At 53.2% G+C, this 15,713-nt stretch carries 16 protein-coding genes; 6 read left to right on the top strand and 10 right to left on the bottom strand.

Annotated features, from left to right (window positions below; translation table 11 throughout):
* Positions 1 to 82 precede the first annotated feature (82 nt).
* Complete coding sequence (locus ACIPUG_RS10085) at positions 83 to 1,585, top strand: MFS transporter (protein ID WP_104209571.1); 1,503 nt, start codon at positions 83 to 85, stop codon at positions 1,583 to 1,585.
* A gap of 122 nt (positions 1,586 to 1,707) precedes the next feature.
* Here ACIPUG_RS10085 and ACIPUG_RS10080 read toward each other — a convergent pair whose 3' ends face one another.
* The 3 genes from ACIPUG_RS10080 to ACIPUG_RS10070 are packed head-to-tail and all read right to left on the bottom strand — an operon-like array spanning position 1,708 to position 3,413.
* Positions 1,708 to 2,367, bottom strand: coding sequence for a DUF799 domain-containing protein (locus ACIPUG_RS10080; protein WP_014917137.1), 660 nt, complete (start codon positions 2,365 to 2,367; stop codon positions 1,708 to 1,710).
* Positions 2,364 to 2,723 carry a DUF4810 domain-containing protein gene (locus ACIPUG_RS10075; RefSeq protein WP_010281265.1) on the bottom strand — a complete coding sequence of 120 codons (360 nt, stop codon included), beginning with the start codon at positions 2,721 to 2,723 and terminating at the stop codon, positions 2,364 to 2,366. Before ACIPUG_RS10075 ends, ACIPUG_RS10080 begins: the two co-directional genes overlap by 4 nt.
* Positions 2,724 to 2,741: 18 nt before the next feature.
* A complete protein-coding gene (locus ACIPUG_RS10070; RefSeq protein WP_014917138.1) occupies positions 2,742 to 3,413 on the bottom strand; it encodes a CsgG/HfaB family protein in 672 nt (223 codons plus the stop codon).
* 426 nt (positions 3,414 to 3,839) lie between these two features.
* On the opposite strand from ACIPUG_RS10070, the gene aegA reads away from it, so the two are divergent.
* The 3 genes from aegA to ACIPUG_RS10055 all read left to right on the top strand — a co-directional run bounded on the left by aegA (position 3,840) and on the right by ACIPUG_RS10055 (position 7,315).
* On the top strand, positions 3,840 to 5,864 hold the full coding sequence (gene aegA / locus ACIPUG_RS10065; protein ID WP_205534277.1) for a formate-dependent uric acid utilization protein AegA: 2,025 nt from the start codon (positions 3,840 to 3,842) through the stop codon (positions 5,862 to 5,864).
* The gene (locus ACIPUG_RS10060) at positions 5,861 to 6,382 is read left to right on the top strand and encodes a 4Fe-4S dicluster domain-containing protein (RefSeq protein ID WP_039281361.1); all 522 of its coding nucleotides are present in this window, start codon (positions 5,861 to 5,863) and stop codon (positions 6,380 to 6,382) included. Before aegA ends, ACIPUG_RS10060 begins: the two co-directional genes overlap by 4 nt.
* A gap of 189 nt (positions 6,383 to 6,571) precedes the next feature.
* Positions 6,572 to 7,315 (top strand): 4'-phosphopantetheinyl transferase superfamily protein, encoded by a 744-nt coding sequence (locus ACIPUG_RS10055; RefSeq protein WP_010681426.1) that lies wholly within the window; start codon positions 6,572 to 6,574, stop codon positions 7,313 to 7,315.
* A 55-nt stretch (positions 7,316 to 7,370) separates the two neighbouring features.
* On the opposite strand, the gene ACIPUG_RS10050 is transcribed toward ACIPUG_RS10055, so the two are convergent.
* On the bottom strand, positions 7,371 to 8,708 hold the full coding sequence (locus tag ACIPUG_RS10050) for an NCS2 family permease (protein WP_400338311.1): 1,338 nt from the start codon (positions 8,706 to 8,708) through the stop codon (positions 7,371 to 7,373).
* 245 nt (positions 8,709 to 8,953) lie between these two features.
* Between ACIPUG_RS10050 and yieH the strand changes: the two genes are divergently transcribed.
* On the top strand, positions 8,954 to 9,619 hold the full coding sequence (gene yieH, locus ACIPUG_RS10045; protein WP_010681428.1) for a 6-phosphogluconate phosphatase: 666 nt from the start codon (positions 8,954 to 8,956) through the stop codon (positions 9,617 to 9,619).
* A 78-nt stretch (positions 9,620 to 9,697) separates the two neighbouring features.
* Here yieH and ACIPUG_RS10040 read toward each other — a convergent pair whose 3' ends face one another.
* From ACIPUG_RS10040 to ACIPUG_RS10025, 4 genes are all read right to left on the bottom strand, one after another.
* Positions 9,698 to 10,426, bottom strand: a complete 729-nt coding sequence (locus tag ACIPUG_RS10040) for an amino acid ABC transporter permease (protein WP_400338310.1) — start codon at positions 10,424 to 10,426, stop codon at positions 9,698 to 9,700.
* A gap of 1 nt (position 10,427) precedes the next feature.
* Positions 10,428 to 11,171 (bottom strand): amino acid ABC transporter permease, encoded by a 744-nt coding sequence (locus tag ACIPUG_RS10035; RefSeq protein ID WP_205534275.1) that lies wholly within the window; start codon positions 11,169 to 11,171, stop codon positions 10,428 to 10,430.
* A gap of 98 nt (positions 11,172 to 11,269) precedes the next feature.
* On the bottom strand, positions 11,270 to 12,106 hold the full coding sequence (locus tag ACIPUG_RS10030) for an ABC transporter substrate-binding protein (RefSeq protein ID WP_014917144.1): 837 nt from the start codon (positions 12,104 to 12,106) through the stop codon (positions 11,270 to 11,272).
* A 127-nt stretch (positions 12,107 to 12,233) separates the two neighbouring features.
* Complete coding sequence (locus ACIPUG_RS10025; RefSeq protein WP_400338308.1) at positions 12,234 to 13,418, bottom strand: benzoate/H(+) symporter BenE family transporter; 1,185 nt, start codon at positions 13,416 to 13,418, stop codon at positions 12,234 to 12,236.
* Positions 13,419 to 13,509: 91 nt separating this feature from the next.
* Here ACIPUG_RS10025 and ACIPUG_RS10020 point away from each other — a divergent pair, with 91 nt between their 5' ends.
* Positions 13,510 to 14,076 (top strand): helix-turn-helix domain-containing protein, encoded by a 567-nt coding sequence (locus ACIPUG_RS10020; protein ID WP_400338307.1) that lies wholly within the window; start codon positions 13,510 to 13,512, stop codon positions 14,074 to 14,076.
* A 44-nt stretch (positions 14,077 to 14,120) separates the two neighbouring features.
* Here ACIPUG_RS10020 and phoU read toward each other — a convergent pair whose 3' ends face one another.
* Both phoU and pstB read right to left on the bottom strand, forming a co-directional pair.
* Positions 14,121 to 14,852 (bottom strand): phosphate signaling complex protein PhoU, encoded by a 732-nt coding sequence (gene phoU, locus ACIPUG_RS10015; RefSeq protein WP_039487837.1) that lies wholly within the window; start codon positions 14,850 to 14,852, stop codon positions 14,121 to 14,123.
* A gap of 12 nt (positions 14,853 to 14,864) precedes the next feature.
* A complete protein-coding gene (pstB, locus tag ACIPUG_RS10010; RefSeq protein WP_400338306.1) occupies positions 14,865 to 15,638 on the bottom strand; it encodes a phosphate ABC transporter ATP-binding protein PstB in 774 nt (257 codons plus the stop codon).
* Positions 15,639 to 15,713 lie beyond the last annotated feature (75 nt).

Here is a 15,713-nt window from a genome sequence, read left to right as displayed (position 1 = left end):
GTTTGTATTTAAAAAGCAATTCTATATCATCAGAACGCTATCCAACAGACGAAAAATAGAAGTTCAAGGTAGAGATCCTGCTATGCAATCACCAAAGAAGTGGCTGATCCTGGCCATTGTTTCCAGCGCACTGTTCCTGATTGTTATCGACATGACGGTGCTGTACACCGCACTCCCGACACTGACTCACGACCTGCACGCGACAGCATCAGAAAAGCTATGGATCGTTAATATCTATGCGCTGGTGGCCTCCGGTTTACTGCTGGGGATGGGCACGTTGGGCGATAAGCTGGGCCATAAACCTCTATTTATTTCCGGGCTGGTGGTCTTTGGTGCGGCGTCACTGTTTGCCGCTTATTCGCCCACACCCAGTATGCTTATCGCTGCTCGTGCGCTGCTCGCGGTCGGTGCCGCAATGATGATGCCCGCCACACTGTCGATTATTCGTCTGACATTTACTGATGAACGGGAACGCGCACTGGCGATCGGTATCTGGGCTGCGGTGGCATCCGGTGGCGCGGCGTTTGGCCCCGTGATGGGCGGGATACTGCTTGAGTATTTCTGGTGGGGATCGGTTTTCCTCATTAACGTACCGGTCGTTTTGCTTGCGCTCATCATGGGAATCACCGTGATTCCACACCGTCCGGGCAACGCCTCCCACCGCTGGGATTTCATCGGTTCCCTATTAATTATGGTGGGTTTAATTGGTGTAACCTATGCCATAAAAGAGCTGGGCAAGCGGGTTCCATCTTATGAGGATGCGCTAATCGCTCTGCTCATCGGCGTAGCTTTCATTACTCTGTTCGTTCGGCGTCAGCGTAACAGCAAGCATCCTCTGGTCGATTTTTCTCTCTTCCGCCTGCCGCCTTTCAGCGCGGCCGTGGCCGCCGCTATCGTAGCCGCAGCCGCCTTGATCGGCATGGAGCTGGCTTTCACCCAGCGCTTGCAGCTCGTCGTCGGGCTGTCTCCGCTACAGGCAGGGCTGTTTATTTTGCCTCTGTCGCTGGCGTCTTTTATCTCTGGCCCGTTAACCGGAAAGATACTGCCGCGCGTGAATAGCGGGACAATGCTAGCCGCTGGCCTGTTGATTTCGGGGCTGGGAATGGGAAGCTACCTGCTGCTGCACAATGCGCCTACCATTATACAAATCATCAGCCTAACCGTTATTGGCGCAGGCGTGGGCTCCACCATGACGGCCGCATCGAGCACCATTATGCAGGTTGCACCAGCGTCAAAAGCAGGTATGGCGGCGTCAATCGAAGAGGTGTCGTATGAATTAGGGGGCGCTACGGGCGTGACGCTGATGGGCAGCTTGCTGTCTTTCGCTTATTCCGCAACGTTTATGCTGCCCGCTGGGTTTGCTGCACCGGACACCGCGTATGACAGTCTGGACGAAGCGTTAATTTTTGCCGAATCCTTACCGGAAAATATGCGGCAGATGCTTACCACACAGGCTCATTCTGCCTTTGATTCAGGTTTTTCCATTGTGCTGGCCGCAGCCACGCTGATCCTGCTGCTGACCGCGGCCTTCGTCTGGACAACACGCCATAATAAACAGCATCGTCATCAGGCCGCTGATGTATAGCACCACCGACTCATCGGTTCAGACAATAAAAAACGCCGTTCAATCACGAACGGCGTTGATGATGTAGCGACGTCTTACACTATAACGACGTACTGCAAGGTAACGATGTACTACCAAGAAACTTAGTAGGTTTCTTTACCGTATTGCAGTGAACGAGGCCCGTACAGCATACCGCGTGAATGGCCCGCTGCCAGCAGGCGCGTGCTGGTCACGCCAGCAACATCGTGGCCTTTGTCGGAGATCGTGTCCGCAATTTGATTCACCGCAGCCTGCACCAGAATACCGATGATGCCGCCGTTAGAATTTGACTGCTGTTCGTTGCTGGACGCCGTTGCGCTTCCGCTCCACAACAGTTTTCCGGTACGCAGATCCACCAGACGCGCATCCGCAGAAACGCGGGTTTCGCTATTAATCACGATGTATGACGTGCCGTACTCTTTTACGTCCAAATACAGCGCAGCATCAGCACCAAAGATTTGATGCAGCTTCGCCGTACTCAGCGCATGAATATCCGCCGCGGTCGACAGACCATTCTGTTTGAACGTTTCGTCCACTACAGCGACAGGCAAGACGTAATAACCCGACTCCGCCAGCGGATACGTGACCTGAGAAAGCAGGCTATAGCTCGCTTTCACATCCGGGGAATGGTTAACCGGCGGCAATACCAGAATGGACTTAGGCTTGCTCTGCTTAAATGCCGTGTAGTCATAAGGCACGGGTTTAGCACAGCCGGTCAGCACCAGCGCAAAAACCAGACCACATAATCCTAAGAAACGATTCATTTAATGCTCCCTTTATTTTTACTCAACAGGAAGTCCATAAAAGGTGCTGATTCAGGGAATTTCGCTTTTTCAGTTTCAAACTGTTGGCGAGCTTCGCTATCACGGCCAGTGTTGGCGTACAGCAACCCAAGTTGAGCATAGAGTCCCGGCGGGACAGGTTTATTGGCGGCTTTCGCTTTTTCGATAGATTCATTCAAAGCAAGAATCTGCTGCTCTGGACCGACTTTATCCTGTTGATAATAATCATAAAGAGCCGGCTGGTATTTATCCCAGCTGTAAATCGTTTTTGGCTGGGACGCACAGCCTGCTAATACTGTCGCTGCCAGTAGCAGGACAATTTTCTTATGAGATAACATGGTTATATTCCTATTCCATTAGTTCGCTGGGCGCCAGGCACCGCTTTCAATTCCTGCAACCAGATTATTGACGGCTTCACGAATCGCCAAATCCAGCACTTTGCCGTTCAGCGTCGAGTCATAGCTGGCCGTGCCGCCAAAACCGATAATTTCACGGTTGGACAAGGTGTACTCACCCGCACCCTGTACGGAATACACCACTTCAGACGTTTGCACGTTCACGATGTTCAACGTGGTTTTTGCGTAAGCAACCTGTGTTTTACCGCGGCCCAGGATGCCCCACAGCTGGTGGTCACCCACTTCTTTGCGACCAAACTCGGTCACATCGCCGGTAACAACATAGGTAGCGCCTTTCAGCGTCTGAGTTTGCCCTTTAATACCCGCTTCTGCTTTCAGCTCTTCCATATTGGTGCGATCCAACACGTTAAAGCGGCCACTCTGCTGAAGATGGCTAACAAGAATGGTCTTGGATTGATTACCTAAGCGGTCAACACCATCAGAAAAAATACCGTTCATGTAGTTAGAGCGGTTTTCAAATTTTCCGACAGAAATCGGGCTGCGAACGCCCTGATAAGGCGTACTGTAAGAAGTCACTTTTTGTGCTTCTACGGTACGGGAAGACTCTGTGGCACATCCGCTCAATAGCGCAGCTGACATGAATACAGAACAAAGAACGACTTTTTTATTCATAACACTATCCCTTAGTGACAATCCATTAACCTGAGCAACGCTCTGTTATTGATTCATAATGAAAATGCCGTAAACGCGTTATTTAGCTGCAACATTGTTTTGATGCATGCAAATAGCGACCAACATTATGAGGGGCGTAAGGAAAAGTAACGAGTTATTTCATGAGGAAATTAACAAAAATAATGAAAACCAGAATTTTTACCCGAGATAAACCACTGTAAACCAGACAAAAAGCAAGGTTATATGCAACCAGACCATTACTTTCGCATAACATTACAACCTACTGAAACGATTCAATAATTTTATTAGTAACACGTGTGAGATTTAACATTAACCGACTTTTTACCTGCTCTATATCAAAGTCAGGGGGTTATCCAACTATTAGGATAAAGGCCACGATCGAGGGATCCAGAGTGGGAAAAGGTAATGAACCGATTTGTTATTGCCAGTACTCAAGACTGTATGGGGTGCCATGCATGCGAAATCGCCTGTGTCATTTCACACAATGACGAGCGCTATCCAGATAGTGCAGCGGTGTTTCAGCCCAGAATAAAAGCATTCAATACGCCAACGCTGCGGGCTGCCGTGACCTGCCGTCATTGTGAAGATGCCCCCTGCGCCAGCGTGTGTCCAACGCAGGCCTTGATCAGAAAAGACAATAGCATTCAGCTCGTTCAGGAAAAGTGCATTGGCTGTAAAAGCTGTGTGCTGGCGTGCCCGTTCGGTGCGATGTCCATGGTGACAAGCCCTGTAGACAACAGCGCCATCGCCCACAAATGCGATCTCTGCGCCGATCGTCCAGAAGGGCAAGCGTGCGTAGAAGCCTGTCCAACTCAGGCCTTACAACTCGTCAGCGAGCAAACGTTAGCAGCTCGCCGTCAGGAGAAACAGCAGGCAATGGCGCTGCGTTCCTCCGCTCACTGGCAGCGTGAAACGCCCGTGCTGAAAACGCTGACAACCCATCCGCTCAGCAAAAGAAAAAACTGGCCGCGCCGGGATGCCGAGAAAAAGCCGCTGACCCAGAGAACCTCCACGTTTGATGAAATCTATCATGGCTTCTCCATGCAGCAGACAGAAGATCAGGCCGATCGCTGCCTTTCTTGCGGCAAACGCGCAATCTGCGAGTGGACCTGCCCACTGCATAACAATATTCCCGAACTGCTGAGTCTGGCCAAACAGGGGCGCATTCTTGAAGCAGTAGAGCTGTCGCACCAAACCAGCAGCCTGCCGGAAATCTGTGGCCGAGTGTGCCCGCAGGATCGGCTATGCGAAGGAGCCTGTACGCTGGGCAAGGAGTACGGGGCGATTACCATCGGTAACGTTGAACGCTACATTACCGACACTGCAATAGAAATGGGCTGGTCGCCCGATATGACGCATGTTGTTCCCAGCGGCAAACGTGCGGCGATCGTCGGTGCTGGCCCAGCAGGGCTAGCCTGTGCCGATGTGCTAGCCCGCAATGGTGTGCAGGCCGTGGTGTTCGATCGTCACCCGGAAATTGGTGGGCTGCTCACGTTCGGGATTCCGTCATTCAAGCTGGATAAAGACGTCCTGATCCATCGTCGTGAAGTGTTCAGCGCTATGGGAATCGAATTCCGGCTGAATACCGAAGTGGGGAAAGATATTTCTCTGGCTCAGCTGCTGGACGACTATGACACCGTGTTCCTCGGTGTAGGCACCTACCGCTCCATGAAGGCCAATATTGACAATGAAGAGGCTCCCGGCGTCTTCGATGCGCTACCGTTTCTGATCGCAAATACCAAACACGTCATGGGGCTACCGGAATTAGAGGATGAGCCTTATATCTCGATGGCAGGCAAACGCGTCGTGGTGCTCGGCGGTGGCGATACCGCGATGGACTGCCTGCGTACATCCGTTCGGCAAGGCGCGGTATCAGTAACCTGCGCGTATCGCCGTGATGAAGCCAACATGCCCGGCTCGAAAAAAGAGGTGAAAAACTCCCGCGAAGAAGGCGTTGAGTTCCTGTTTAACGTCCAGCCGCAAAAAATCTGCCTCAATGAACAGGGCGAAGTGTGCGGCATTAGTCTGATTCGCACCGAACTGGGCGAACCTGACGCCAGCGGCCGTCGTCGCCCGCGCCCGATTCCCGGTTCAGAATTCGTGCAGCCCGCGGAAGCCGTGATAACGGCATTTGGCTTTCAGTCACACAGCATGCCGTGGCTGGAAGACGCCGACATCGGTCTGGATAACTGGGGATACATCACCGCCCCGCTTGATAGTCAGATACCTTGCCAGACCAACCACCCGCGTATTTTTGCCGGGGGTGATGCCGTACGCGGTGCCGATCTGGTCGTTACCGCGATTGCCGACGGGCGCAAAGCCGCATTGGGCATGATTGCGACAATGGGGCTGACCGCCATCACGGGAGCCATTCCCGCACACCCGCAGCGCCCTGAAATGAACGCAACCCGCGAGGAGATCCGCTCATGAATCAATTTGTTATCGCCGAAGCAGAAAAATGTATCGGCTGCCGGACCTGTGAGATCGCCTGCGCGGTAGCCCATAGCGGGGGTCAAAGTGCACAGCTGCGGCCTTCTCACTTCTTTCCCCGCCTGAAGGTCGTTAAAAGCGCCAGCGTCAGCGTTCCCGTTCTTTGCCGTCAGTGTGAGAACGCCCCCTGTGCCAGCGTATGCCCGAATGACGCGCTGGTGCGCGATCGGGATAGCATTCAGGTTATTCAGTCCCGCTGCATCGGCTGCAAAAGCTGCGTCGTCGCCTGTCCTTTCGGGGCCATCAATGTGGTGACAAAAGCGTCGAATGACGAAGAGGAAGCGCACCTCACGCAAAGCGAGGTTCACAAATGTGATTTATGCGTGGATGTCGCCCAGAGCCCTTCCTGCGTCAGCGTGTGTCCGACATCGGCGCTGCGATTAGTGACAGCGGATGAGTTGCGCAAGCAGACGCTGGAAAAACAGCGGCGTTCCGCACTGGGATGGCCGAGCCATTAAAACAGACTGGCGGGTGGCGAACAGGGAAGGATCGCCACAAAACATACGATGCAGAAAATTCGGTGTGCCTAATTAATAATTATCGCCGATTTATCCATCGATTTTTCTTTAGATCACATATTAGTCTGATAATATGCATTGGTAATGCCTGATAGGTTCCCATCTTTTATCACGATCACGGAGTGAACAATGACCTGCCATTTTGTCAGGTGGACAAGCACGGAAGCGCTTCCTGACTTACAAAGACTGCCCGATAGGCTCATCTCATCAACACAAGGTTTTTCAGCCAAACGCCGCGAGCGTTATCTGAAGAGTCGAGTGCTGCTGGCTGAGATGATGTTCTATTTTTTCGGCTATCCGCTGTTGCCCACGCTACTCGTGTCCCCTGAAGGACGCCCTTACTTTGCCGATCCCAATATGCCCAATTTCAGCATCGGCTATGCAGGCAACACTATCGCCATCCTCCTGAGCGAAGAAGGCAGCGTCGGTATGGATATCGAAATCGTTCATGTCAGGCCAACAAATCAGGTCGTCCCACAGATGCAGGCGCAGACACAGGCCGAACAGGCGTGGATCGACGCGCAGCGCGATCCGCTGGAAGCAGCAACGCAGCTGTGCACCATCCGCCAGTCATTGATGAAGATCCCTGGCGTGAACAGCCACCCTCCCAATAACCTGAAACTCCACCCCGCCTCTGGCAGGCTGCGTTCAACCTGCACCCCCGCCGTAGAAGTGATGAGCGATGTTGATGATTACCTTGCCTGGGCCTGTGCCCATATCCCCACACTTAACCGATTGATCATGTGGAAATACACGTCGGCAACGGGCATGAGAAAGTCGGGGGAAATTCTACAGCAGCAGCGCCAGTCTGTACGCTATATGAAATTAACCAGCCATACGATAGAAAAAGCCACCTCTACCGCCTCACAGTAGCCAACCGCCTTGTCGCAGGCTGAGGCTCCGGGAAAACCCCGGAGCCACGAACAGATTAATGCCCGTCGATAAACACGATTTTCAGCAGGAACAACAGCGCAACCACGACCACGCAAGGGCTGATTTCACGCCAGCGGCCCGTCGCCAGCTTCATCACGCAGTAAGAAATGAAGCCCAGCGCGATCCCTTCAGTAATAGAGAAGCTGAACGGCATCATCACCGCGGTAATAAAGGCCGGAACGGCTTCCGTCAAGTCATCCCACTTCACGCGTGCCAGACTGGACGTCATCAATACGCCCACGTAAATCAGTGCACCAGCGGCAGCATAGGCAGGCACCATCCCCGCCAGCGGCGACAGGAAGATGACCAGCAGGAACAGCAGACCCACAATCACGGCCGTCAGGCCGGTACGTCCGCCCACGGACACGCCAGAAGAGCTTTCAATATATGCGGTAACGGAGGATGTCCCGATAAATGAACCGGCCACAGAGCTAACGCTATCGACATACAGCGCCTGCTTCATGCGTGGGAATTTACCGCGCGCATCAACCAGACCGGCTTTATCCGTCACGCCAATCAGCGTACCGGAGGAGTCAAACAGGTTAACCAGCATGAAGGAGAAAATAATGCCAGACATCCCGAGGTTCAGCGCTCCGGCCAGATCAACCTGACCCACCACCGACATGACGCTCGGCGGCATGGAGAACACGCCAGAATACGTCACATCGCCCAGCAGCAGGCCAATCGAGGTGGTCACGACGATGGAGGTCAGTACCGCGGCGTGAATATTACGTGAAGCTAGTGCGACAATAATGAAAAAGCCCAGAGCGCCCAACAGCACGCTGTGTGACGTCAGATTACCAATCGTCACCAGTGTTTCAGGGTTAGGAACGATAATACCGGCGTTTTTCAGGCCCATCATGGCAATGAACAACCCGATACCGCTGGCGATACCCAAACGCAGGCTAAGCGGGATATTGGCGATCATCCAATAGCGAATCTGGAAGATAGTCAGCAACAGGAAACCGATTGCGCCCCAGAAAATAGCACCCATCGCAACCTGCCATGGCAGACCCATCGCACCGACGACGACAAAAGCGAAAAACGCATTCAGCCCCATTGCTGGAGCCAGCGCCACAGGCAGGTTAGCCAGCAGCCCCATCAAAATGCTGCCGAATGCCGCAATCAGACAGGTGGTCACAAAGACCGCTTTGGTATCCATCCCCGCCACACCCAGAATCTGCGGGTTAACAAAAACGATGTAAACCATCGTCAAAAACGTCGTGAAACCGGCAATCGTTTCCGTACGTGCTGTCGTGCCGTGTTGTTTAAGTTTAAACACGCGCTCCAGCAGGCCTTGCTCGGTAGCAAGACCGGGTTGTGATTTATTCATGAGTAACAATCCAAAGAAGGGAATAACTGTCGTCGGGTATCCTATAACAAAACGCGGCGTTTTTACGTTGATCCCACGTTTTTTTTCATCGAATAAGAAGAACCTATTAACGTCATCGTTTTCTCTCGGTTAAATCCCCCCGATCTTACGCAAGATAGCGCTAAAAATGGCTTTATAGGTCGCAATATTGGGTCAATTGGTTAAAGTAAGAACTTCATCTTTTATTTCATCGATAAGGATTGGTCATGCCCCGTATTGAATGCGTCTTCTTCGACTGTGATGGCACGCTGGTTGATAGCGAAGTGCTGTGTTGCCAGGCTTATGTGAATATCTTCATCCCGTATGGGGTGAACTTATCGCTGGAGGAGGTGATAAAAACCTACAAGGGCGTGAAGCTGTACGAGATTATTGCCCGCATCAGCCAGCAGCATGGCTTAACCGTGTCGGTAGACGATGCGGAGCGTCATTTCCGGCAAGAGGTGAAACGTCTGTTCGATGAATTCCTGCAACCTATCGAGGGTGCACGTGAATTAGTGCAGTCGATTACTGTCCCGATGGCCGTGGTGTCCAATGGTCCGGTCAGCAAGATGCAGCATTCGCTCGGCCTGACGCATATGCTCGATCTGTTTGGTGACCATCTCTACAGCGGCTACGATCTGAAAAAATGGAAGCCCGATCCAGCAGTGCTGTATCACGCCGCCGAGCAGTTACAGCTTCCTATCGAGCACTGCATTCTGGTTGAAGATTCCGCCGCTGGCGTACAGGCTGGCATCGCGGCGGGCATTCCGGTGTTCTATTACTGCGCCGATCCCCATAATCAGCCGATTCATCACCCGCTGGTCACGATGTTTGACGATATGCGCGAACTACCGCAAATCTGGCGCGAAAAAGGCTGGAATATCACGGCGTAGTAGCAAAGGCGAACTTAAGGTTGCTGAAAAAGACCGGCGTTTTCGTTCTGCAAATAAGTTTGTCGATAATCTGCATCCTCAAGCTGGCTTATTCCGCCACCACAGCAAACGACGCTTCGGCTGCTTTTCCTGCTGGCTAAAACGGGAATTAACCCCGTTCGCCAGCAGCTCCAGCGACAGACAAAACACAAAGTAGACCAGCGCGACAAACAGGAAAACTTCCATCGGGTAGACCATGCTGCGGTTATTGACCTGCGTAGCGAGAAACGTCAGTTCACCGACGCCAACAATGTAGGCCAGTGAGGTGTCTTTAATCAGGGAAATCCATTGGTTGATGAAAGAGGGCACCATCATCCGCAGCGCCTGCGGCAGGACAATCTGCCACAGTACCTGCCAGCGGCTTAAGCCCAATGAGAGTCCGGCCTGCCACTGACCGCGCCCAATAGCAACAATGCCCGCCTTCACGCCATGCGCGAGATACGCCGAGGCGATCAGCGCCAGCGCGCACACCACGGTCGTAATTTCAGGGATATCGACGCCAAAAACGATCGGCAGCAGAAAGTAGGTCCAGAAAATCAGCATGATGACGGGAATCGCCCGGAAGAACCCCAGCACCATCGCCAACAACGCACTCCCCCATCCCCGGGACATCGCCAGCGCCACGCCCAAAATCGTCCCCAAAATGGCAGAGGCTACGCCAGCAAGCAGGCTCATCACCAGCGTCAGCGCAGCGCCACCCAGCGGGCCATCTGGGAACGTACCCCACATCAAATAGTCGATGTTATCGGTGATAACGGTAAAATCCATCTTAGTGTCTCTCCGCCAGACTACGCTGCTGACGCCACATGCCCCAGCCTTCCATCAACGCAATAATGACGATGTACAACACCGTCGCTACGCCAAATGCCTGAAACGTGCGCAAGGTTTCCGTCTCCACCTGACGCGACGCGTAGGACAATTCAGCGACGCCAATCGCCATCGTCAACGACGAGTTCTTAACGATATTCATGTACTGCCCAAGCAGCGGCGGCAGGGCGATTTTTAGCGCCTGCGGCAATACCACATAACGCATAGATTGCCAGCCGGTTAACCCCAGAGCATGCGCCGCGTACTTCTGCCCGCGTGCTACGCCGCGAACACCAGCGCGAATTTCCTCCGCAATAAACGCGCTGGAGTAGAGCGTCAGCCCTGCCAGGCCTGCCAGAAACTCAAAAGAAGGCCACGCTAACGTCATGCCCAGCAGCGAAATGGCATGAGGCGTGTTCAGCCATTGCATCATCGCTGAGGGAAAAAGCTGCCCGGCCCCGAAATACCAGAAAAACAGCTGCACCAGCAGCGGCGTATTACGAAATAGCGAGCTATAGGCCACCACAACGCCGCGCAGCAGCCGAATCTGGCTGTCTCTGGCCGCCGCCAACAGAAAGCCCAGCACCGTAGACAGAACGATCGTACTCAGGGAAATACCCAGCGTGATCAGGAAACCGTGCCACAGCCAGATGAGGTATTGAGGAGCCAACAGCCACGATTCAAGCGATTGTAGCGCCGTATCCATGCGTTTTATCTCTCTTTGTCATTATTACGAAGTACAAATAGAAATGCCCTCTGCATTGTATTGCAGAGGGCTGGGATCATAGCACCAGGCGTCAGCTATCAGGATTTAGGTTGTTGATCCAACGGGGCAAAGGTGAAATCGCCGCGCGGCTGGGATGACTTAGTGCTCGGCCCAAACCAGCGATCGTAAATCGTCTTCGCTTCACCCTGTTTTTCCAGATTAATCAGCGTGTCGTTAATTTTCGCCGTCAGACGCTCTTCGCCCTTCGGAATCCCAACACCCTGATACTCTTTGGTAATGCTGAACGGAGAGATTTCAAACTCAGCCTTCTGTGCATCGGGCACGTTAGCCAGCAGGCCGACAAGCTTGGCATCATCCTGCGTGATGGCCTGAACGTTGCCGTTACGCAGCGCGGCGAAGGCCAGCGGCGTATCGTCGTAGGAAATCACTTTAGCCGTCGGGTAATGCTCGCGTAGGGTAATTTCCTGCACGGTGCCTTTATCCGCGCCAATACGCAGCGTTTTGATGTCTTCCGGCGTTTTCAGCACGCCTTTACGGGCGATAAATTTTTGCCCGGTCGCGAAGTAAGGAATACTAAAGTTAACCTGCTTGGCACGCTCATCGGTAATGGTGAAGTTCGCGGCGATCAGATCGACTTTCTGCGAACTTAACAGGGGAATACGATTCGCTGGGTTCGTCGCGCGCAGCTCCACCTTCACGCCCAACGCCTTACCAATCGCCTCGGCGATATCTACGTCATAACCCACCAGCTTTTTGCTCTGCGGATCGACATAGCCAAACGGCGGATTGCTGTCGAAGACGGCAATTTTTACCACGCCCGCCTTCTGAATATCATCTAATTTATCGGCCTGTGCAGCACCAGAAATGGAAGCCAATCCGGCCAATAAAGTCACTGTCAAAATCTGCTTTTTCATTCCCTGCCCCTTAATTATTGCTGTATTAACAGCAGGCTATCAGCAGGGCGAAAACGCGGGAAATAACATAAATAGCTATAATATAACCTTATGTTACTTCGCTATTCTGGCAGATTATCCTGACGATTCAACGCACCTTGTCAGCGTATGCTGACAGAATAAACCAGGTCATCATCCCCCCAATTAGCCCCCAGAATGCCGCACCAATGCCCCACAGCGTCAGCCCAGAGGCGGTGATCAGGAAAGTAACGACCGCAGCATCGCGCTGCTTTTCATCCAGCAACGCGCGGTACAGGCTGCCTGAAATCGTGCTGAGCAGCGCCAAACCGGCGATAGCGTGAATCAGCGGCTGCGGCAGCGCCGTGAAAAGCTGACCGATTGATCCGCCAAAAACGCCCGCCAGCAGATAAAAGCCACCGGCAGCGACGGCGGCAAGGTAGCGTTTCTTCGGATCGGGATGCACATCCGATCCCATGCAGATCGCGGCGGTAATCGCGGCGATACACACGGAAAAACCACCGAACGGCGTCAAAACCAGCGCGATTAATGCGGTAACGGTAATCAGCGGTGAGATAGGAACCTGATAGCCCGCCGCTTTCAGCGTGGCAACGCCCGGTGCGTTCTGCGATGCCATGGTGACAATGAAAAACGGAATACCAACGCCCAGCAGAGACGCCCACGAAAAATGCGGTGTAATGAGTTCCGGTACAGCGAACACCAGCGGCGAATCAGAAACCGCAATTTGCCCACGAAATAGAGCCAGTAGCAGGCCAGCAAGCAGTGTCAGCACAATGGCAAAGCGCGGCAGCAGCCGACGGCTGAGCAAATAGGTTACGCACATCGCAAAAGCCAGCCAGAAATCCTGTTGCAGGGAAAGAAAGGCATCCGCGCCAAAGCGCAACAAAATCCCCGCCAGCATCGCGGCAGAAATAGCCTGCGGAATCACATTCATCAGGCGGGCAAAAAGACCCGTGATCCCACAGATAAAGATAAGCGCTGAGGCAAACAGGAACACGCCGATTGCTTCATTGAGCGACGTACCCGGCAGGCTGGTGACCAGCAGCGCGGCCCCCGGCGTTGACCAGGCCGCCAGTATCGGCGCACGGTAGTATAGCGACAGGCTAATCGACGCCAGCCCTTGGGCAATCCCTAACATGGTTAACCAGCCGCCGATCTGCACCGCACTGGCACCCGCCGCTTCCGCTGCCTGAAAAATGATGGCGGCTGAACTGGTGTAGCCCACCAGCACCGCAACGAAACCAGCGATGAGGGTCGAAAAGGTGACATCTTTTAGCGCAAATGACGCAGGCATGGTATACCTTCACTCTTGTCGTGCGCTATAACGCACAGAAAGCGTTAACATAACAGCGTGCGCTATAACGCACAAGCAGGAGCCAATATTGATGTCTGATGAGCTAAGCCGCCGTATTGGCAATACGTTGAAAACGTTAAGACAAGAGAAAGGTTGGAGCCTCACACGTGCGGCAGAAGAGACGGGTGTGAGCAAAGCAATGCTCGGCCAGATCGAGCGCGGTGAATCCAGCCCGACGGTCGCCACGCTGTGGAAAATTGCGACCGGCATGAATGTGGCGTTCTCTACCTTTATTGAACCGACGCTCGCAGATGAAGACGTGACCTATCGCTCAGGGGCAGGTTCGGCATTCAGGGAGAATGAGGCGGGAATGCACGTGGTTCCCCTCTTCCCCTTCGACGAAAAACTGCGTTTTGATATGTTGGTTATTGAGCTGGCGGCGGGTGCCAGCAGCACCTCATCGGCGCATGAAAACGGGGTGATCGAGCATATTATTGTGCTGGAGGGACAACTGGAGATGACCGTTGATGGACAGACGCATTTGCTGTCCGCCGGTGATGCTCTACGCTTTGCCGCCGACAGAGAACACCGCTACCACAACCCTGCCGATACCACAGCGCGCTTCCACGATTTGATTCACTATCCTGATAAAAAATAACGCCCTGCAAGCAGGGCGTTATCACGATAAGCGTAAGAACGGGCTTACTCTTCTTCTTTCTTATCTTTCTGCGCCAGCAGCTTTTCCAGCGCATCGCCGCCGAGGTGGCGGAAATCCTGACCTTTGACGAAGTAGAAGATAAATTCACAGATGTTCTGGCAACGGTCACCGATACGCTCGATAGAACGGGCACAGAACAACGCCGTCAGTACGCTTGGGATGGTGCGAGGATCTTCCATCATGTGGGTCATCAGTTGACGCACAATCCCTTCGTACTCTTTATCCACTTTTTTGTCTTCGCGATAAATACGAATCGCTTCGTCCAGATCCATACGGGCAAACGCATCCAGCACGTCATGCAGCATCTGCACGGTGTGGCGTCCTAATGATTCCAGACTCACCAGCAGCGGCTGATGCTGATGGGAGAACTTCTCCAGCGCGGTGCGGCAGATTTTATCCGCTACGTCACCGATACGTTCCAGCTCGGAGATGGTTTTGATGATCGCCATCACCAGACGCAGATCGCTGGCGGTAGGTTGGCGCTTCGCAATAATGCGCACGCAGGCCTCATCAATCGCCACTTCCATCAGATTAACTTTGGCATCGCCTTCAATAACCTGCTGAGCCAGCTCCGCATCCTGGTTATGCATCGCGGTAATCGCGTCACTCAGCTGTTGCTCCACCAGCCCGCCCATGGTCAGGACCTGCGTGCGGATGTGTTCCAGTTCGGCGTTAAACTGACCGGAAATGTGTTTGTTCAGATTCAGATTATCCATGATGCTTCCTAATCAACCGTAACGGCCGGTGATGTAATCTTCAGTCTGTTTCTGCCGTGGGGCAGTAAACAGGGTATCAGTATCGCTGAACTCAATCAGCTCACCCAAATACATAAACGCCGTATGATCTGAACAACGCGCCGCCTGCTGCATGTTGTGCGTCACGATGACCACGGTGTAGTCTTTTTTCAGCTCGGAGATCAGCTCTTCAATACGGCCGGTAGAAATCGGGTCGAGAGCGGAGCACGGTTCATCCAGCAGCAGGACATCCGGGCGAATGGCGATACCGCGCGCAATACACAAACGCTGCTGTTGACCACCGGACAGGCTATAGCCGCTCTGGTGCAGCTTATCTTTCGTCTCTTGCCACAGCGCGGCTTTGGTCAGCGCCCACTGGACACGCTCATCCATATCGGCACGAGACAGCTTTTCAAACAGGCGCACACCAAACGCGATGTTGTCGTAAATGGACATCGGGAACGGCGTCGGTTTCTGGAACACCATGCCGACTTTGGCGCGCAGCAGCGCGATATCTTGCTTATCCGTCAGGATGTTATTGCCATCCAGCAGGATATCGCCTTCGGCGCGCTGCTCAGGATAGAGCTGATACATTTTATTCAGCGTACGCAGCAGCGTGGATTTACCACAGCCGGACGGGCCGATAAACGCGGTAACCTGATTCGCGGCAATATCCAGCGTAATGTTTTTCAACGCATGGAATTTTCCGTAATAGAAATTCAGATCGCGTACCTGGATTTTTTTGGATGTCTCAGTAGCCATACTCATCAAGACTTCTCTCTTTTTCCTGGCGCTGCCTGGCAACGCCTTGAATTTATTTAATGTTTCTCAGAAAACGACTAT

The sequence above is a fragment of the Pectobacterium sp. CHL-2024 genome, assembly GCF_044751765.1.
Taxonomy (GTDB): Bacteria; Pseudomonadota; Gammaproteobacteria; order Enterobacterales; family Enterobacteriaceae; genus Pectobacterium; species Pectobacterium brasiliense.
Note: the sequence above shows the minus strand (reverse complement) of the source record. Positions and strands in the feature narration are given on the sequence as shown.